The 17316-nt window shown below is 71.3% G+C and carries 19 protein-coding genes and 2 pseudogenes; 1 reads left to right on the top strand and 20 read right to left on the bottom strand.

The annotated features are described in order from the left end of the window. Positions 1 to 25: 25 nt before the first annotated feature. The 19 genes and pseudogenes from IF12_RS0112290 to IF12_RS24135 form a co-directional block, all read right to left on the bottom strand. A complete protein-coding gene (locus IF12_RS0112290; RefSeq protein WP_030158515.1) occupies positions 26 to 427 on the bottom strand; it encodes a Rid family hydrolase in 402 nt (133 codons plus the stop codon). A 17-nt stretch (positions 428 to 444) separates the two neighbouring features. Beyond that, the gene (gene priA, locus IF12_RS0112285; protein WP_030158513.1) at positions 445 to 1173 is read right to left on the bottom strand and encodes a bifunctional 1-(5-phosphoribosyl)-5-((5-phosphoribosylamino)methylideneamino)imidazole-4-carboxamide isomerase/phosphoribosylanthranilate isomerase PriA; all 729 of its coding nucleotides are present in this window, start codon (positions 1171 to 1173) and stop codon (positions 445 to 447) included. Then, the gene (hisH, locus tag IF12_RS0112280) at positions 1170 to 1787 is read right to left on the bottom strand and encodes an imidazole glycerol phosphate synthase subunit HisH (protein ID WP_030158505.1); all 618 of its coding nucleotides are present in this window, start codon (positions 1785 to 1787) and stop codon (positions 1170 to 1172) included. Before hisH ends, priA begins: the two co-directional genes overlap by 4 nt. A 10-nt stretch (positions 1788 to 1797) precedes the next feature. Beyond that, positions 1798 to 1956: a hypothetical protein gene (locus IF12_RS25640; RefSeq protein ID WP_156036834.1), complete on the bottom strand. Its 159-nt coding sequence runs from the start codon at positions 1954 to 1956 to the stop codon at positions 1798 to 1800. Then, positions 1953 to 2561, bottom strand: a complete 609-nt coding sequence (gene hisB / locus IF12_RS0112270; protein WP_030158503.1) for an imidazoleglycerol-phosphate dehydratase HisB — start codon at positions 2559 to 2561, stop codon at positions 1953 to 1955. The genes IF12_RS25640 and hisB overlap by 4 nt, the downstream gene beginning before the upstream one ends. After that, the gene (locus IF12_RS0112265; RefSeq protein WP_081913526.1) at positions 2558 to 3703 is read right to left on the bottom strand and encodes a histidinol-phosphate transaminase; all 1146 of its coding nucleotides are present in this window, start codon (positions 3701 to 3703) and stop codon (positions 2558 to 2560) included. The genes hisB and IF12_RS0112265 overlap by 4 nt, the downstream gene beginning before the upstream one ends. Next, positions 3700 to 5037: a histidinol dehydrogenase gene (gene hisD / locus IF12_RS0112260; RefSeq protein ID WP_030158499.1), complete on the bottom strand. Its 1338-nt coding sequence runs from the start codon at positions 5035 to 5037 to the stop codon at positions 3700 to 3702. The genes IF12_RS0112265 and hisD overlap by 4 nt, the downstream gene beginning before the upstream one ends. A 45-nt stretch (positions 5038 to 5082) precedes the next feature. Beyond that, positions 5083 to 5850: a DUF2567 domain-containing protein gene (locus IF12_RS0112255; protein ID WP_030158497.1), complete on the bottom strand. Its 768-nt coding sequence runs from the start codon at positions 5848 to 5850 to the stop codon at positions 5083 to 5085. A gap of 82 nt (positions 5851 to 5932) precedes the next feature. After that, complete coding sequence (locus IF12_RS0112250) at positions 5933 to 7039, bottom strand: hypothetical protein (protein WP_051704301.1); 1107 nt, start codon at positions 7037 to 7039, stop codon at positions 5933 to 5935. Positions 7040 to 7295: 256 nt separating this feature from the next. After that, positions 7296 to 8246 (bottom strand): RluA family pseudouridine synthase, encoded by a 951-nt coding sequence (locus tag IF12_RS0112245; protein ID WP_030158493.1) that lies wholly within the window; start codon positions 8244 to 8246, stop codon positions 7296 to 7298. After that, the gene (gene lspA / locus IF12_RS23010) at positions 8243 to 8854 is read right to left on the bottom strand and encodes a signal peptidase II (RefSeq protein ID WP_197034692.1); all 612 of its coding nucleotides are present in this window, start codon (positions 8852 to 8854) and stop codon (positions 8243 to 8245) included. Before lspA ends, IF12_RS0112245 begins: the two co-directional genes overlap by 4 nt. A 77-nt stretch (positions 8855 to 8931) precedes the next feature. Next, positions 8932 to 9297, bottom strand: a complete 366-nt coding sequence (locus IF12_RS27225) for a TraR/DksA family transcriptional regulator (protein ID WP_030158489.1) — start codon at positions 9295 to 9297, stop codon at positions 8932 to 8934. 501 nt (positions 9298 to 9798) lie between these two features. Continuing rightward, positions 9799 to 10464, bottom strand: coding sequence for a hypothetical protein (locus IF12_RS0112230; RefSeq protein WP_051704300.1), 666 nt, complete (start codon positions 10462 to 10464; stop codon positions 9799 to 9801). 296 nt (positions 10465 to 10760) lie between these two features. Next, positions 10761 to 11705: a DivIVA domain-containing protein gene (locus tag IF12_RS26910; protein WP_030158485.1), complete on the bottom strand. Its 945-nt coding sequence runs from the start codon at positions 11703 to 11705 to the stop codon at positions 10761 to 10763. Between the two features lie 82 nt (positions 11706 to 11787). After that, a pseudogene (locus IF12_RS27220) lies at positions 11788 to 12042 on the bottom strand (YggT family protein); the annotation flags it as partial. Between the two features lie 63 nt (positions 12043 to 12105). Beyond that, positions 12106 to 12672, bottom strand: a pseudogene (locus IF12_RS27215) (cell division protein SepF); the annotation flags it as partial. Between the two features lie 154 nt (positions 12673 to 12826). Beyond that, a complete protein-coding gene (locus IF12_RS0112215) occupies positions 12827 to 13594 on the bottom strand; it encodes a YggS family pyridoxal phosphate-dependent enzyme (protein ID WP_030158483.1) in 768 nt (255 codons plus the stop codon). 96 nt (positions 13595 to 13690) lie between these two features. Next, positions 13691 to 14800: a cell division protein FtsZ gene (ftsZ, locus tag IF12_RS0112210; protein ID WP_030158481.1), complete on the bottom strand. Its 1110-nt coding sequence runs from the start codon at positions 14798 to 14800 to the stop codon at positions 13691 to 13693. 78 nt (positions 14801 to 14878) lie between these two features. After that, positions 14879 to 15580 (bottom strand): cell division protein FtsQ/DivIB, encoded by a 702-nt coding sequence (locus tag IF12_RS24135; protein ID WP_166659617.1) that lies wholly within the window; start codon positions 15578 to 15580, stop codon positions 14879 to 14881. 148 nt (positions 15581 to 15728) lie between these two features. Between IF12_RS24135 and IF12_RS0112200 the strand changes: the two genes are divergently transcribed. Continuing rightward, positions 15729 to 16664 carry a siderophore-interacting protein gene (locus IF12_RS0112200; RefSeq protein WP_051704298.1) on the top strand — a complete coding sequence of 312 codons (936 nt, stop codon included), beginning with the start codon at positions 15729 to 15731 and terminating at the stop codon, positions 16662 to 16664. 121 nt (positions 16665 to 16785) lie between these two features. Here the strand turns inward: IF12_RS0112200 and IF12_RS0112195 are convergent, their stop codons facing one another. Beyond that, the gene (locus IF12_RS0112195) at positions 16786 to 17310 is read right to left on the bottom strand and encodes a hypothetical protein (RefSeq protein WP_030158475.1); all 525 of its coding nucleotides are present in this window, start codon (positions 17308 to 17310) and stop codon (positions 16786 to 16788) included. Positions 17311 to 17316 lie beyond the last annotated feature (6 nt).

Genomic DNA, 17316 nt, shown 5'->3' with positions numbered 1-17316 from the left:
CGGGGCCCGCAATCGGCCGGGGCGCTCAGCCGATGTCCCGCCAGGCCCTGAAGGCCTCCAGCTCGACGGCCACGATCTGGCCGGGGTGGAACAGGCCGGTGACGATCACGACGGTGGCGGTCGGCTTGACGACGCCGAAGAACTCGCCGTGGACCCGACCCACCGGGTCGGCGTGGGCCGGGTCGGTCACGTAGAGGCGCGAGCGCACGACGTCCGAGACGCCGGCCCCGGCGTGGACCATCGCGTCCAGCGCGGTGCGGAAGGCCTCCCTCGCCTGCCCGGCGGCGTCGCCCTCCAGTTCCGGGTCGGCCGCGACGTCGGCGGTGCAGGCGCTGGTGAGCACCAGCGGCCCCACCGCGACCGCGCGCGAGTACCCGTAGAGCTGCGCCCACGGCCCGGTCTCCGGAACCCGTTCGACCAAAGCCATGCGCGCCTCCCCAGCGGTTACCGACTCTTCAAGAGGTTCAACGCTTCAGCCACCGTGAAGTTACGCTCGTACAGCGCCGTTCCCACGATCGCGCCCTCGACGCCGATGCCCGTCAGCCCGGCCAGCGCCCGCAGGTCGTCCAGAGAGGACACGCCGCCGGAGGCGATGACGGGCTTGTCGGTGGCCTCGCAGACCGAGCGCAGCAGGTCCAGGTTCGGGCCCGAGAGCATCCCGTCGCTGTTGACGTCGGTCACGACGTAGCGTTCGCACCCGGCGCGTTCGAGGCGCTCGAGGGTCGCGAAGAGTTCGCCGCCCTCGCGGGTCCAGCCGCGGGCGGCGAGGCGCCCGCCCTTGACGTCGAGGCCGATGGCGACGCGGTCGCCGTATTCGCCGCAGATCCGGTCGCACCAGTCGGGGTTCTCGAGCGCGGCGGTGCCGATGTTGACGCGGCGGGCCCCGGAGTCCAAGGCGCGCTTGAGGGTCTCGTCGTCGCGGATGCCGCCGGAGATCTCGACCTGCATGTCGACCTCGGCGACGACGTGGGCGAGCAGTTCGTGGTTGGTGCCGCGTCCGAAGGCCGCGTCGAGGTCGACGAGGTGGAGCCACTGCGAGCCCTGGCGCTGCCATTCGAGCGCGGCTTCGAGCGGGTCGCCGTACTGCTTGCCGGAGCCGGCGACGCCCTGGACGAGCTGGACGGCCTTGCCGCCGGTGACGTCGACGGCCGGAAGTAGCTGAAGTTCGCTCATTTCAATCCCTTGATCCAGTTGGACAGCAGCGCGTACCCGGCGTCGCCGGACTTCTCGGGGTGGAACTGGGTGGCGGCCACCGGGCCGCGTTCGACCGCGGCGAGGAACGGCTCGCCGTGGACGGCGACGGCGGCCTTCGCGCCGGGCGGGACGGCCTTGGCGGCGTAGGAGTGCACGAAGTAGAACCGCTCGGCGGGGTCGATGCCCGCGAACAGGCGCATCCCCTCGTCGGCGGCGACGGTGTTCCAGCCCATGTGCGGGATGCGGGGGGCCTCCAGCAGGTCCACGCGTCCTTCGAGGACGCCGACGCCGCGGGTCGTGACGCCGTGCTCGACGCCCTCCTCGAAGAGGATCTGGTCGCCGACGCACACCCCGAGCACGGGCCGGTCGTCGCCGACCCGTTCGCGGATGACGGCGTCGAGGCCGGTCTTGAGGACGCCTTCCATGCAGGCGGCGTAGGCGCCGACGCCGGGCACGAAGAGCCCGTCGGCGGCGCGGGCGAGGTCGAGGTCGCTGGTCAAGTCCACGTCGGCGCCGGCGCGCTCCAGGGCGCGGTGGGCGGAGCGGAGGTTGCCCGAGCCGTAGTCGAACAGCGCGATGCGCGGTCTGGTCACGCGGTCCCCCTTAGCCGTAGATGAGGTAGAGGCCGAAGCCGAAGGCGGTGAGGGCGACGGCGGCGACGATGATCGCGGCGGCGTACTTCTCGCTCTTGCGCAGGCTCAGGGACCCGCCGAGGAGGATCCCGGCGAGGGCCATGAGCAGGATGGGGCCCGCGTAGGTCACAGGACGCCCTTCGTCGAGGGGATGTCGGCGCCGTCGACGCGCGTGGCGTACTTCAGCGCCCGCGCGAGGGCCTTGAACTGGGCCTCGATGACGTGGTGCGCGTCGGGCTTCTGGCCGGGGTTGGCGGCGCGGAGCACGGTGACGTGCAGGCAGATGCGGGCGTGGTAGGCGAAGGACTCCAGGATGTGGCGGGTCATGGAGGTCGGGTAGTCGGTGTTGATCATCGGGGCGATGTCCATGGGCTCCTCGTGGACCATGTACGGGCGGCCCGAGAGGTCCACGACGGCGCGGGCGAGCACCTCGTCGAGGGGCACCGAGGCGTCGGCGAAGCGGACCACGCCGGCCTTGTCGCCGAGGGCCTCGGCGAAGGCCTGGCCGAGGGCGATCGCGGTGTCCTCCATGGTGTGGTGGGCGTCGATGTGGAGGTCGCCCTTGACGGCGATCTTGAGGCCGAAGCCGCCGTGCTTGCCCAGCTGGTGGAGCATGTGGTCGTAGAAGCCCACGCCGGTGGCGACCTCCACCGCCTTGTCGGTGCCGTCGAGGTCGACGAAGACGTCGACGCTGGTCTCGCCGGTGGTGCGGACGATGTGCGCGGTGCGGGTCACTGGTTCTGCTCCTGTTGCTGTTCAGAGGCACTTCGCTGTTCGGAGGCGCTGTCGAAGAGTTCGGGTCGCCGCTCCAGCACGGTGTCGAACGCGGCGAGGAGCGAGGCGGTCTCCTCCTCATTCCCGGCGGTGATCCGCAGGCGGCCGGGCAGGCCGACGTCGCGGATGAGGACGCCTTCGTCGAGGACGGCGCGCCAGACGGCGGCCGCGTCGCGAAGGCCGCCGACGAGCACGAAGTTCGCGTCGGAGTCGGCCACCGGGAGTCCCTTGGCGCGCAGGTTCTTCACGATCCGGTCGCGCTGGTGCTTCAGTTCGTCCACTTCGGACTGGAGGCGGGTGGCGCAGGCGAGGGCGCCCCTCGCCGCGGCCTGCGTGATGCTCGAGAGGTGGTACGGGAGGCGCACCAGCAGGAGCTTCTCGACCAGCTCGGGATCGGCGGCGAGGTACCCCACGCGCGCGCCCGCGAACGCGAAGGCCTTGCTCATGGTGCGGGTGACCACCAGGCGCTTTCGGCCCTCCAGGAGGCCCAGGGCCGTCGAGGCCCGGTCGCGGGCGAACTCGGCGTAGGCCTCGTCGATCACGACGATGCCGCGGGCGGCCTCGTAGGCGGCCTCGACGACCGCGGCGTCGAGGGCGGTCCCGGTCGGGTTGTTCGGCGAGACCAGGAAGACCAGGTCCGGGTCGTGCGCTTCGATGGCCCATCGCACGTGGCCGGGCGTGAGGGTGTAGTCCGCCTCGCGTCCGGCGTCGACGAAGGCGGTGCCGGTGCCGCGCGCGAGCAGCGGGTGCATCGAATAGGAGGGCATGAAGCCCAGCACGGCGCGCCCGGGCCCGCCGAAGGCCTGGAGCAGCTGCTGGAGGATCTCGTTGGAGCCGTTGGCGGCCCACACGTTGTCGGCGGTGAGGCCGTGGCCGAGATAGGCGGCCAGGTCGCCGCGCAGCGCGAGCGCGTCCCGGTCGGGATAGCGGTTGAGGCCGCGCAGCTCCCGGCCGATGAACTCGGCCACCACGGCGGCCACGTCCTCGGGGATCGGGTACGCGTTCTCGTTGGTGTTCAACTGGACCGGCACGTCCAGTTGCGGCGCGCCGTACGCGGTCTGCCCGCGCAGGTCCTCGCGGAGCAGGTGCTCGATCTCGCTCACCGCTCCTCCTCGGCGGCGAACCGCGCCGAGACCGCCTCGCCGTGCGAGGGCAGGTCCTCGGAGACGGCGAAGGCCACCACGTCTGCGGCGACGGCCTCGAGCGCCTCGCGCGAGTAGTCGACGAGGTGGACCCCGCGCAGGAACGTGTGCACCGAGAGCCCCGCCGAGTGGCGCGCGCACCCGCCGGTGGGCAGCACGTGGTTCGAGCCGGCGCAGTAGTCCCCCAGGGAGACCGGCGAATAGGCGCCGACGAAGATCGCCCCGGCGTTGCGCACGCGCAGCGCCACCTCGCGGGCCCCGGCGGTCTGGATCTCCAGGTGCTCGGCGGCGTAGGCGTCGGCCACGGCCACCGCCTCGTCGAGGTCGCGCACCAGGATCGTCCCCGACTGCTCCCCCGCCAGGGCCGTGGCGATCCGCTCGCAGTGGCGGGTGCCGGGCACGCGGCGGGCGAGTTCGGCGTCGACCGCGTCGGCCAGGGCCGCCGAGGTCGTGATGAGCACCGAGGCGGCGGCCGGGTCGTGCTCGGCCTGGCTGACGAGGTCGACGGCGACGTGGACCGGGTCGGCGGTGTCGTCGGCGATCACGGCGATCTCGGTGGTCCCGGCTTCGGCGTCGATGCCGACGAGGCCGCGCACGGCCCGCTTCGCGGCGGTGACGTAGATGTTCCCGGGCCCGGTGATCATGTCCACCGGCTCGCACTCGACTGTGCCGTCTTCACGACGCGCGCCGTAGGCGAACATGCCGACGGCGGCGGGGCCGCCCACCGCGTACACCTCGTCGATACCGAGGAGCCCGGCGACGGCGAGAATGCCCTGGTCGGGCAGGCCGCCGTTGGTCTTCTGGGCGGGCGAGGCCAGGGCGATCGAGCCGACCCCGGCGATCTGGGCCGGGACGGCGTTCATGATGACCGAGGAGGCGAGCACGGCGAGGCCGCCGGGCGCGTACAGGCCGACGCGGCCCACCGGCAGGTACCGCTCGGTGATCGTGCCGCCGGGGGCGACCTCGGTGACGACCTCGGGGAGACGCTGGGCCTCGTGCGCGGCGCGGACCCGGTCGATGGAGGTCTGGTAGGCGCGCCGCAGCTCGGGGTCGAGCGCTTCGACGGCGGACTTGATCGCCGGTTCGGGCACGCGCAGGCGCTCCAGATGCACGCCGTCGAACCGCTCGACGATCTCGGCGACCGCGGCGGTGCCGCGGCGGGCGATGTCGTCGATGAGCGGCTGTACCGAGCGCAGCGCCTCGTTCACGTCGAACGCGGCGCGCGGCATCAGCTCGCGCAGGGCGCGGGCCGGGTAACCGGCGATTTCTCCAGAAAGGTCGATGCGTCTGAGCACGCCCCAAGCGTAGTGGCCCGGATTTCCAGGTCAAAGGGCATACCGCTATTCGGGAGCGTCCGTTCGAAGGCTGGGCCGGCGTGACCAGCCTGCGCAGACGGTGTAAGTGAAGGTGGCGGCGAGGGCCATGACCGCGAGCGCCCCGAGCCGCAGCGAATCGAGCGCGGTTGTGACATCCCCGACTTTCAGCGCCGCCCACGCCGCGGCCGGGTCGAGGTGGACGAACAGGACCGACGGCGGGCGCCACACGTGCGAGCCGGCCGGGGCCCGCTGGACGGCCTCCCAGAACCGGTCCCACTCGTGCGCGCCGATCTTCCAGGCCACCACCTGGCACGCGACCGAGCCGATGACCAGGCCCAGGAGCAGCAGCGGGCCGCGGCGCTCGCGCAGGGTCGCCCAGGCGACGGCCGCCGCCACGATGCCCAGGGCCAGACCGATCCCGGCGAAGACCAGGTCGGCCTGGACGTAGGCCTCGGGGTAGGGCTCGATCGAGGCCCAGCCGCCCTGGAGGACGACGAACTCGACGCGGGGGGTCACGACCTGCCACAGCATCGCGAACGGCAGGCCCAGCGCGGTGAGGACCACCGCGAGCGCCCCGGCCGCGAGCAGGTCGCGGCCGATGGTCCGCTCGGTGCGGGCGCGGACGCCGCCGTAGACGTGCGGGTCCGAGCGGGGATCGAGGGTGGCGCCGGCGGCGGCCGCGTCGTCGAAGGCGGGGTCGGTCTGCGCCTCGGAGGGTGGGGCCGCCGCGCCGGACTGGCCGGAGCGGTCGTCCGGACGGAGGTTGGCGGTGCGCTCGGCGTCGTCAGTCACGCCTGGAATCCTGCCACAGCGGTGCCCGCCGCTGACGGGGATGTGGACGGTCTGCGGTGGACCGCAAGCGGACCGGGCGGACTCAGAGCCCGTCGACGATGGTCGCGGCCGCCTCGAACCAGGCCGCGCGCGTCTCGGGGCGCAGCGCCGAGAACTCGATCTTCGCGCCCGGCTCCAGCGACGGGTCGTACGGCACCACCGCGCAGGCGCGGGTGCGCTGCGAGAAGTGCCGTTGCAGGTCGTTGAGGAGCGGCCCGGGGTTGGGCGTCGGCATCGACAGGAGCGTCACCGCGTTCTTGACGAGGTTGCCGTAGCCGCCCTCTTCCAGGTGGTCGAGCATCCAGTCGGCCGAGAACGCGGCGTCCTCGCGGGGCACCGTGGTGACCACGAGCCGGTCCACCGAGGAGACCACGGTGCGCCAGTTCGGCGACTCCACGTTGTTGCCGGTGTCGATGCACACGATCCCGTGGGTGCGGGTGAGGATGTCGAGCACCCTCAGGACCGTCGTCGGGTCCAGTCGCCGCTGGAGCTTCGGGTCCTCGTCCCCGGCGAGCACGTCGAACGAGCCGTCGGAGGAGTGGCGGAGGAACTCGTCGAGGTGCTCGGGCAGGTGGACGCCGGCGGCCTCCACCTGGTCGAGGTGCTCCACGAGGTGGCGGATGGTGCGCCCGTGGCGGGCCGACCCGGCCCGCAGGCCCAGGGTGCCGCGCAGTTCGTTGTCGTCCCAGGCGATCACGCCGCCGCCGCGCGCGGTGCCCATGGCGGCCGAGGCGAGGACGGTGGCGGTGGTCTTGTGGACGCCGCCCTTGGGGTTGATGAAGGCGATGACCTGGCTGCGGCCCAGATCGCGGCGCAGGCGCTGCAACGCGACCGGGCTCGGCTCGGCCTGCGGCGACGGCGCCTGGCGCGGCTGCGGCGGCAGTCCCTGCTGGGGCGGCTGGGGGCGCATCTGGGCGACGCTCGGCGGGGTCTGGGTGGCGACGGGCGGGCGGCGGCCCGCGGTCGGCACCGAGTAGTGGGCCTGCCCGGGCGGCGGGCCGGCGGGCTGCGAGGGCGGGTAGGGCTCGCGCTGCTGCGGAGGCGGGGCCTGCGGTGCGTCGGCGCCCCGGCCGCGACCGCGGCCGAGCAGCTTCTGCCACCTGGACCCGGCATCGGATCGATCGTTGTTCCAGGCTTCCGGCGTGTTCACGCGCAACCTCCTCTCGGGCGGACCAATCTTCGGTTCGCGCGTTTCGCCGTGGCTGTTCGTGCTGCGCCAACCCGACCGGACACCATTACCACCCGCGACTATTAGAACACAACGATTCCTCAAGGCCCGTTGCGAATCGCGGGCCCTCGGGCCCGTGAGACGGGAGGTGCGCTACGTCCGCCTCCCCGTTGAGGCGACCGGGCGAACCCTTGCGGAACCGCGGTTCCGTGCGGCCTCGCACCAGTCTAGAGGCTCGCTACTGATCCACTCGCAACCGCGCCAGGGCCGCCTCGAGGTCCTCGGGGTAATCACTCGTGAAGGTGACCGTCCGGCCGGTGGCCGGGTGCGCGAACTCGAGCCGGTACGCGTGCAGCCACTGCCTGGTCAGGCCCAGTTTCTCGGCCAGTCTCGGGTCCGCGCCGTAGGTCAGGTCCCCGGCGAGCGGGTGGCCGAGGGCCGAGAAGTGGACGCGGATCTGGTGGGTGCGGCCCGTCTCCAGGCCGAGGTCCATCAGCGAGGCGCCCGGGAACACCTCGATCGTGTCGTAGTGGGTGACGCTCGGCTTGCCTTCGGCGACGACCGCCCACTTGTAGTCGTGCCGCGGGTGGCGGCCGATGGGCGCGTCGATGGTGCCCGACAGCGGATCGGGGTGGCCCTGGGCGACGGCCCGGTAGCGCTTGGCGACGCGGCGCTCCTTGAAGGCGCGCTTGAGCTCGGAGTAGGCGGTCTCGCTCTTGGCGACCACCATCAGCCCCGAGGTGCCCACGTCGAGGCGGTGCACGATCCCCTGCCGCTCGTCGGGGCCGTGGCTGGAGAGGCGGTACCCGGCCGCGGCCAGCCCCCCGGTGACGGTGGGCCCCGACCAGCCGGGGCTCGCGTGCGCGGCGACGCCGACCGGTTTGGCGACCACCACGATGTCGTCGTCGTCGAAGACCACCTCAAGGCCCTCGACGGGCTCGGCCGCGCGGGCGCGGACGTCCTCGGGCGGCGGCGGGAGCACCACTTCGAGCCAGGCCCCGGCGCTCACCCTCTCGGACTTGGTCGCGCACGGCGCCCCGTCGATCGTGACGTCGCCGGCGGCGACCAGCTCGGCCGCGACGGTGCGCGACAGGCCCAGCAACCGAGAGACGACCTGGTCGATCCGCTGGCCCTCGAAGCCCTCGGGGACCGGCAGCGCGCGGGTCTGGCGCGCGGCGAGGTCGCTCATGCCGCGGCCTCCTTCTCGGGGCCCTCGCTCGACTGCGCCTCGGGACGATCGCTCGGTTCCTTCTCGGATTCTTCGGGCGGTTCCTTCTCGGGCCGCTTGCGCGACTCCGGCGAGAAGCCGTGCCCGGTGAGTTCGAGCAGCACGATGAGCACGACGCCGCAGCACAGCGCGGCGTCGGCGAGGTTGAAGATCGCGAACGCCTCGCCGAAGGGCTTGAAGGCGCTGATGAAGTCCACCACGTGGCCCTGACCGAAGTCGCCGGTGAACGGCGCCGAGGCGTCCGAGGGCGAGCGGAACAGGCGGTCGATGAGGTTCCCGGCCGCGCCGCCGAGCACGAGCCCGAGGGCGAGCGACCACATCGGGTACCGGATGCGGGTGGACAGGAACACCAGGAAGACCACCACCAGCGAGGCGACGGTGGTGAAGATCCAGGTGTACCCGGTGCCGAGGCTGAAGGCCGCGCCCGAGTTCCAGGTCAGGCTCAGGTAGACGAGCCCGCCGAGGATCCGGACCGGCTCGCGCGGGTCGAGATTGACCTCGGCGAGGACCTTCGTCCACTGGTCGAGCCCGATCGCGACGGCCGCGACCAGCAGGCACGCGAACGTCAACCCGGGCCTGCGGGTCTTCTCGGGGGCGGTCTCCTCGGCGCCCGGACCCTCCAGGGTCTCGGGCTGCGTTTCCTCGCTCAGCGTCGCTCCTCCAACTGCTTGCAGCTGACGCAGAGGGTAGCCGACGGGAACGCGGCGAGCCGAGCCGCGGGGATGGGATTACCGCACTTCTCACAGAAGCCGTACTCGCCCACGTCGAGCCGTTCGAGGGCGTGGCTGACCTGCCGGATGCGCTCGGAGATCGCGCCGGCGACGGCGACCTCGTGCTCGTGTTCGACGGTCTTGGAACCGGAGTCGATCTGGTCGTCCCCGGCGGTGTCGCTGAGCCGCTCGCGCTGGGCCGCGGCGATCGAGTCGGTGTAGCGCTGCTGCTCGTCGACCAGTTCGTCGAGCCGCTCCTTCAGGGCGGCGCGCAGTTCGGCCTGCTCGCTCTCGGTGCGCAGCGGGTGGGCGTCGTCCGCGGCCCGGGCCGGCGCGGGCGGAGCCGCCTTGGCGGCCTTGGCGGGCTGCTTCGCGACCTTCTTGACGGCCGCCTTCTTGGCGGTGGTCTTCTTCGCGGCGGCCTTCTGGGCCGCGGGCTCGGCCGGTGCGGCCGGCGCCGTCTTCTTCACGGCGGCCTTCTTCGCCGCCTTCTTGACCGTCTTCTTCGCGGCCTGCTTCTGAGTCTTCTTGGCTGGAGTCATGACGCGCCTCTGGAGGGGTATGTCGGCTCGGGTTCCGGTGGCGTCAGAGCACGCCGGGACCGCTGCGGCGGCCCACTTCGGGCATTCGGCATCGCGGCTCCAGTAAGTCGTGTGCTCGGGACGCCCTCGCCGAAACGAGGACAATGCGCGCCAGGCCCCGCCGAGGCGAGGACCTGCCGCGCAATTAAGCACACAGGATACGCAAGTCCTGCAACTAGGTCAATTACTTCCAGAACTTGTGTCCGGACTGTGCGTCAGCGTTCAGCGCCCCGCGACGGGCGCCAGCAGCAGCCGCGACGCCGGCTCGCACCGCGCGCAGGGGGTGAATCCCAGTTCGAGGGCCTCGGCGACCGGCAGGGCCTCGTGCTCGCGGCCGTGCAGGTGCGCGCACGCGGGGTGGTGGAACCGGGGGCGGCCGTCCACGACCGCGACCTCGGTGTCCAGGCGCATCAGCGCAGCGGACTCGACGCTGGACAGGCGCTGCTCGGGCGGTTCCTCGGCCGTCGCCTCGGGGGCGCGGTGGCTGGCGCGGGACTCGCCGACGGCCTGGCGCGGGGCCTGGCCGCGGCTCTGGCGCGGCGGGACGTCCTCGAAGCGCAGTTCGGGGTCGCGGTCGACCGCGTAGTCGGTCGGCTCGAAGACCATGCCCTCGATGAGCGGCAGCTCGGTGGTCGGGGAGTCGTCCAGCCCGATCCGGCGGAACTGCTGGGTGTCGTCGCCCTTGGGCGAGGACCGCGGGGCTCGGCCCGCGCCGGAGGCGACGCGGGAGCGCTTGGCGCTCCGGGCGCGCAGACCGGCGTACAGGGCCACCCCTGCCGCCAGGCTCGCCGCGATGGACGCGACCAGCAACTGGTTGTTCCCGGTGATCATGCCAGTGACCAGCAAGACCGCCGCGGTGACGAGGATCAGCAGGCTGCTGACGATCACGTCGAGTCCTCCCCTGCGCGAGGCGCGGGGCCCTCGCGCGGTCCACGCGGCCCCGGAGGGCCGCCGCTTCGTTGACGCATGGTGCGGCGGTGAGGGCGCTCGGCCGCTGTGCGGCCCGCAGTGTCCTCGGCGGTGTTGCGAGCCGCGGTGCGGCTCGGCCGAGGAAGGCGCAAGGCGCCCTCACCCGCTCTTCCATGACTAACGAGGCGATCCCCGTTCAGGTTATGGCTCGGGGGCGGACCAATGTCCGGCGCGTGTGCGCGTCCGGCACGGGACCCGGGGAGGAGCGGGAGGGGTCAGCCGCGTCCGCCCTGCATCACGAAGGCCGAACGGGAGCCGGTGCGCTCGGAGACCGCCTGCTGGGCCTCGTCGAACGCCTCCTCGTCGGTGCGGCCCTGCTGGCCGTTGAGGTCGCGGAGCTGGCTTTCGAGGTAGAGCTTCAACCGGGTCCGGTACTCGCGCTCAAAGGTCTTGAGCTCCTCGATGTTGTGGAGCAGCGAGGTGCGGGACTCCTCCAGCTGGCCGATGACCTTCTGGCGCTCCTGCTCGGTCTCCATCTCCATGCGCTCGGACTTGTCGCGGGCCTGGCCCACGAGGTCCTCGGCCTGCGAGCGGGCCTCGGCGACCATCGTCTCGGCGTCGCGCTGGGCCTCGGTGACCATGGTCGTGGACTCGCGCTGGGCCTGCGACACCATCGTCTGCGACTCGCGCTGCGCCTCGGACACCATGGTCTGGGCCTCGCGCTGCGCCTCGGTCAGCAGCGTGTCGGCCTCCCGGCGGGAGTCCTCCAGGTGCTCGTCGGCGGTGCGCTGGGCGACCATGAGCAGACGGAGCGCCTCCTGCTCGCCGCCGGCGGCGGGAGCGGACGGGTCCTGCTGCGGGCCGCGCTGGGCCAGCTCCTGCTGGAGCTGCTGCGCCTGCTGCTGAGCGGCGACCATCTGCTGGTGCATCTCGTGCAGCTCGGCGTCGAGCTCCTGGAGCTGCTGCTCCATCGCGTGCTTCTCGCGCTGCACCCGGTCGAGTACGGCGGCCATCTCGGCATGGTCGGCTGCTCCGGGGGGAGCACCGGCGCGGAGGCTCTCGACCTGGGCGCGAAGCTCGCCGTTCTCATCGCTGAGGCGTGCGAGCTCCCGCTCGACCTCATCGAGGAAACCGTCGACCTCGTCCTCGTCGTATCCGCGCTTTCCGAGCATGGGTTTCTTGAACGTGACGTTGTGAACGTCTGCTGGGGTCAGCGGCATTCGAAACTCCTTCTCAGCTATTCGCCTGGCGCACAGGGCTGCTCGACACGATAACCGCGCCTCGCACCCCCGCCCTGAGCTGCTAGCCGCGAATGAGCCGCTCCACGAGATACATCAGGAGCGCCATCCCCAACAGCAGCGCCAGGAACGCCAGATCAATCGATACACTACCAAGCCTGAGAGGGGGGATCACCTTCCTCAACCCCTTCAGGGGAGGGTCGGTCACGCTGTAAACCGACTCCAGCACCGCCGCGGCCCTCGGGCCGGGCTCCCATCGGCGGGAGAACTGGACCACCACGCCGCCGACGAGTCGGGCCAACAGAAACAGGTAGAACGCGAAGAGCGCCAGATAGACGAGCTGCAATGCCAGGTTCACGATTCGGAGTGTATCCCTCGGTAAGGACTGGTTGAAGAACCCGCCCTCGGCGATCTTCGCCTTGTCCTCGGCGGTCACCTGGACGTGCGGCGGCGAGAGCAGGAACACACGATTGGTCACCCGCTCGAAGGAGCCGCGCGTCCCGAAGATGAGACCGGCGGCGAAGTCGACCAGGCGCTTGGCGTCGGCCTCCTCCATCTCCGAGAGGTTCATGATCACCGGCGTCCCGTCGCGGTAGCGCTCGCCGATGGTGCGCGCCTCGTTGTAGGTCGTCGGGTGCAGGGTGGTGATCCGGTAGTTCGCGTGGGACTCCTCCTCCGCCGGGACCGCCCGCACGGGGGCGGGCTCGGCGAGCGCGAGGTTGTCCCGCGTCAGCGGCGTGACCGAACCGGAGCCGCGGTTGAGCTGGCGCACCGGGTTGCGGTCCTCGACGCCTCGGCCGACCCGGCCGGTGGAGCGCTGCGCGCCCCTGACGCGCGCCGGCGCCTGCTCCTCGGCGAACTCGTCGCTCTCCTCGTAACCGTTGTAGCCGCGATCGTCCTCGTCCTCGATGAGGCCGAGCCAGATGCCTGCCTTCCGCATCGCGCCCATCGATCGTGCTCCCTCCTCGGGCCGCCCCTGTTGAGTCAGGTACGCGGTCTCATCCTAGCGCCGACTCCTTACACGGATGTGTTTTTGCCCGACTAATCGGCCAACGGCCGCGGCATTGGTCCCGTTGCCCACCGGATACCTGGTGCCACATACCTTACGCCATCGACTCACGTTCGCCGAGCACGTTTCTGCCCAGTCTGACCATTGTGGCCCCAGCGGCGATCGCGGCGGTGAAATCGCCGCTCATGCCCGCCGAGACCTCGGTGGCGCCGGGGTCGACGCGCCGGACCGCCTCGGAGCACTCGGCAAGCAGGGCAAAGGCTTTGGCCGGTTCCCAGCCGAGCGGGGCGACGGCCATGACGCCCTTGAGATCGAGGTGGCGGGCCGCGGCGATGCGCTCTGCGAGCGCCTCCACGTCGCCGATCACCGCGCCGCCGCGCGAGACATCGCCGTCGAGACTCACCTGAACGAGTGCATTCAGCCTGCGGCCGTGAGGGGACGCGGTGTCGGCTGCATTGTCGAGAGTGCCGTCGAGCGCACCGTTGAAAGCATTGTCGAGGGCGTCCACGAGGCGGGGGCGGTCGACCGAGTGGACCCACTGCGCGTATCCGGCCACGGATCGCGCCTTGTTCCTCTGGAGCTGTCCGACGAAGTGCCACACGGGCTTCGGGCCGGGCGCCGTCAGGCCGTGCTCGGCGAGCGCGGCGGCCTTCGGCGCGGCCTCCTGGTCGCGGTTCTCCCCCAGGTCGGTCTGGCCGAGGTCGAGGAGGGCGGCGGCGTCGGAGGCCGGGAAAGTCTTGGTGATGACGATGAGGCGCACGTCCCGCGGGGGGCGACCGGCGTCGGCGCACGCGGCGGCGATGGCTTCGCGCGTCCGGTTCAGGTTGTCCTGCAACTGGTTTCGGCGCGATGGCGTGGTCAAGACTCGGGTCCTCGGCGGTCGCGGGGGCGTGCTGCGGCGGTATGCGGGGGCGACGGGCGGGCCGCCGAGTCGACTGGACTCGACGGTCCGCCGCCGCTAGAAGCCGTCTTTGAGGAAGGCGGGGACGTCGACGTCGTCGAACAGGACCTTGCCGTTCCCCGTCTCGCGCTCGGGCTCGGGCTCGGGCTTGCGGATCGGCTCGGGCTTCTGCTCCGGCAGGGCGCTGATCCGGGTCGGCTGCGCCAGTTCGAACTCGGCCTCGTCCACGTCGAACCCTGCGGCGATCACCGTCACGCGGGCCTCTTCGCCGAGCGCGTCGTCGATGACCGCGCCGAAGATGATGTTCGCGTCGGTGTGTGCGCAGTCCGAGACGAGCTCGGCGGCGTCGTTGATCTCGAACAGGCCGAGGTCCGAACCGCCGGCGATGGACAGGAGCACGCCGCGCGCGCCCTCCATGCTCTGCTCCAGCAGCGGCGACTCGATCGCGGCCCGGGCGGCCTCGACCGCGCGGTTCTCGCCGCGGGCCGAACCTATGCCCATGAGGGCCGATCCGGCGCCGCTCATGACGCTCTTGACGTCCGCGAAGTCGAGGTTGATGAGGCCGGGCGTGGTGATCAGGTCGGTGATGCCCTGGACACCGGAGAGCAGCACCTGGTCGGCGAGGCGGAAGGCGTCCATCATGGAGATGGAGCGGTCGCCGAGGTGGAGCAGGCGGTCGTTCGGGATCACGATCAGCGTGTCGCACTCATTGCGCAGATCGTCTATTCCCGACACGGCCTGGGTCTGGCGGCGCTTGCCCTCGAAGGCGAACGGCCGGGTGACCACGCCGATGGTGAGCGCGCCGAGCTTGCGGGCGATGTTGGCGATGACGGGCGCGCCGCCGGTGCCGGTGCCGCCGCCCTCGCCGCAGGTCACGAAGACCATGTCGGCGCCCTTGAGGACTTCCTCGATCTCGTCGCGGTGGTCCTCGCAGGCCTTCGCCCCCACTTCGGGATTGGCGCCGGCGCCGAGGCCGCGGGTCAGTTCGCGGCCGACGTCGAGTTTGACGTCGGCGTCGCTCATGAGCAGTGCTTGAGCGTCCGTGTTGATGGCGATGAACTCGACGCCCTTGAGTCCCGCCTCGATCATCCGGTTGACAGCATTGACCCCGCCGCCTCCGACTCCAACGACTTTGATGACGGCGAGGTAGTTGTGCGGTGGTGTCATCGCTGCTGCCTTCCTTCCCTTACCGGCCCCTGGGTGCGACAAACGGGATGTGCCTGCGCACCCCGCTCCCCCTTAACGCTAACTCACAGTGGGGGCATCTGGTGCGCTGACATCGACATGTTCGTAGCCGCCCTCCAACAATCGATCGGCGACCTCGGCTTTCTGCTCTCCTTCGGAGCCGTCGCCCCAACGCAGTGTCCGTCCATCGTCGAGATACAGCGTGATTCCGGCCGGGGAGGGCGATTCGACCCGTTCGACCTCGTCGGCGATGTTGGGGGGCAGCGAAATGAGGACCGCGAGGGTCTCGATGGTGGCCAGATCGTCCGGCCCCGGGTCGGCGATTTCGACCCTCCAAATAGATACCGGCGCCGTTTCGGTCTCGTCGAACACCACACCTTCGTCATCGACCATGAGAAAAGTCTCGTCGCCGGAGGGCACTGCGAGAAAAGGCTCGCGTTCGGTGACGGCGACGCGGACCGCGTCCGGCCACGAACGAGTGACCTCCACGGATTTGACGGGCGCGAGTTCGGCTACGGCCGTGGCGATCGCGCCGAGATCGGCGCCGAGCACCGAGCGGCCCACGGCGTCCCGACCGAGGCCGGCGACCTCTTCGGGATCGAGGACGGCGGTGCCGGAGACCTCGATCCGCTCGACCTCGAACAGCGGGGTCGTCCACACGATCACGAAGGCCGCCAACAGCAGTGCGGGCACCGCGACGGCGAGCGCCCACAGGCCGCGCGCGGCCTTCGAGCCGCGCTGCGGACGCAGGCGGCGCACCACGTGGACCAGCCGCCAGGGCCCGGGCTCGGACGGATTCTCAGGGCCGCTCATTGGTCGATGATGGCACGGTCGAGCCACGGTGCGGTGGCGGCACGCCAGGGCATTCAGATAAGGTTAGGCAAACCTTATTCCTTAGGAGGAGTGCCGCGTGTCGACGCAGACGCAGGAACCGACCGAGCACACCCGGCCCGAGAGCGCCGTCCGAGCCTGGGACATCTTCCCCGTCGGCGTCAGGGCGCTGGAGCGGCTGAGTCCTTCATTCATCCGGGTGACGTTCGCCGGCGAGTCGCTCGCCCACTTCGCCGACAACGGGTACGACCAGCGGTTCAAACTCATCTTCCCCGCGCCCGCGTGCGGCTTCGACAAGATGCCCACGAGCGAGCGCTGGTACTCCGAGCTGCGCGCCCTCCCCGAGGAGGAGCAGTGCGGCGTGCGGACCTACACCGTCCGCGCCGTCCGCCGCGAGCTCGCCGAGGTCGACGTGGACATGGTGATCCACGAGGCGCACAGTGCGGACGAGAGCGGCCCGGCGCTGCGCTGGCTCCAGGAGGCGAAGGTCGGCGACGAGGTGCTGCTGCTGGGCCCCGACTCCCGCTGGGACGGCCCGCACGGCGGCGTGGACTTCCACGCGCCCGAGGGCGCCGAGCTCCTCATCGCCGGCGACGAGACGGCCGCTCCGGCCATCGCCGCGATCCTCGAGGACCTCCCGGTCACCGCTCGCGGCAAGGCCTTCATCGAGGTGCCGGAGGCCGCCGACGCGCTCGAACTCGACGCGCCCGAGGAGGTCGAGGTGGTCTGGCTCGCGCGCGAGGGCGCGGTCTGGGGCGACAGGCTCATCCCCGCGGTCACCGAGGCGGCCCGGACGATGGACTTCGCGAAGAGGGAGGACCAGTTCGAGGAGGTCGAGGACGAGATGGTCTGGGAGGCCCCCGAGGCCGCGGCGCAGTCCGACGCCTACGTGTGGATCGCCGCCGAGACGGCTGTGGTCAAGACCCTCCGCTTCACCATCCGGAAGGAACTGGGCCTGCCGAAGGAGTCCGGGGCGTTCATGGGCTACTGGCGCAACGGCAAGCCCTGGGACTAGGCGGTGCGCACCAATCCCCGGCGAGTCGATGTCCGGGGACATTTGTTCGCTCACGGCGAGCGGGCAAATGGGCCGGACAGCGGCCGTCAGGGTTGGTGAAACGCCCTAGAGCGGGCTCCCGCTAGCAGGTCGACAGGCCCGTCTCGATGAACGCCGAGACGGGCCCGATGCGTTTGTCGTCGCGCTCGTAGTAGAGGACCTCCCCCTCGCCGATCTCGGCGAGGTCGGCGGTGGTGAACTCGATCGACCCCAGGTTCGTCTCCGTGGTCGGCCAGGCGCTCGCCCGGTAGAGGCGCCCGTCGTCGTCCCCGGCGACCACGTCGATGACGCCCACCGCGTTCCAGCGGTCGTCGGGGGCGGTGAGCGAGACGGCGGCGGGGTCCTCGTTGCGCGGGGCGGGGTTCGTCAGCTCCAGGTCGACGCGCCAGTCCCGGTCGGTGCGCGCGGACTCCCGGACGCCTTCCGGCTCCTGAGCCGTCGAACTCAGGCTGATGAATTCGGCGGGGCCTTCGCAGGAGGCCATCACCAGGACCGGTCCGCCCGCGTCGTCCACGCCTATCGCGACCTCGCCGACCTGCGGGAGGACGCACGCCGAGAGCCCGAACACCGTCAGGGCGACGGTCAAGGCGATGAGGAGTGCGCGCATCCCTCA

Origin of the sequence: Glycomyces sp. NRRL B-16210 (assembly GCF_000719515.1) — a bacterium.
GTDB lineage: Bacteria > Actinomycetota > Actinomycetes > Mycobacteriales > Micromonosporaceae > Glycomyces.
Note: the sequence above shows the minus strand (reverse complement) of the source record. Positions and strands in the feature narration are given on the sequence as shown.

What these genes read in the sequence shown, in the direction of transcription:
- IF12_RS0112290 (WP_030158515.1), bottom strand. Translation starts at nt 427, where the DNA reads ATGGCTTTGGTCGAACGGGTTCCGGAGACCGGGCCGTGGGCGCAGCTC.
- priA (WP_030158513.1), bottom strand. Translation starts at nt 1,173, where the DNA reads ATGAGCGAACTTCAGCTACTTCCGGCCGTCGACGTCACCGGCGGCAAG.
- IF12_RS0112245 (WP_030158493.1), bottom strand. Translation starts at nt 8,246, where the DNA reads ATGAGCGACCTCGCCGCGCGCCAGACCCGCGCGCTGCCGGTCCCCGAG.
- IF12_RS26910 (WP_030158485.1), bottom strand. Translation starts at nt 11,705, where the DNA reads ATGCCGCTGACCCCAGCAGACGTTCACAACGTCACGTTCAAGAAACCC.
- ftsZ (WP_030158481.1), bottom strand. Translation starts at nt 14,800, where the DNA reads ATGACACCACCGCACAACTACCTCGCCGTCATCAAAGTCGTTGGAGTC.
- IF12_RS0112195 (WP_030158475.1), bottom strand. Translation starts at nt 17,310, where the DNA reads ATGCGCGCACTCCTCATCGCCTTGACCGTCGCCCTGACGGTGTTCGGG.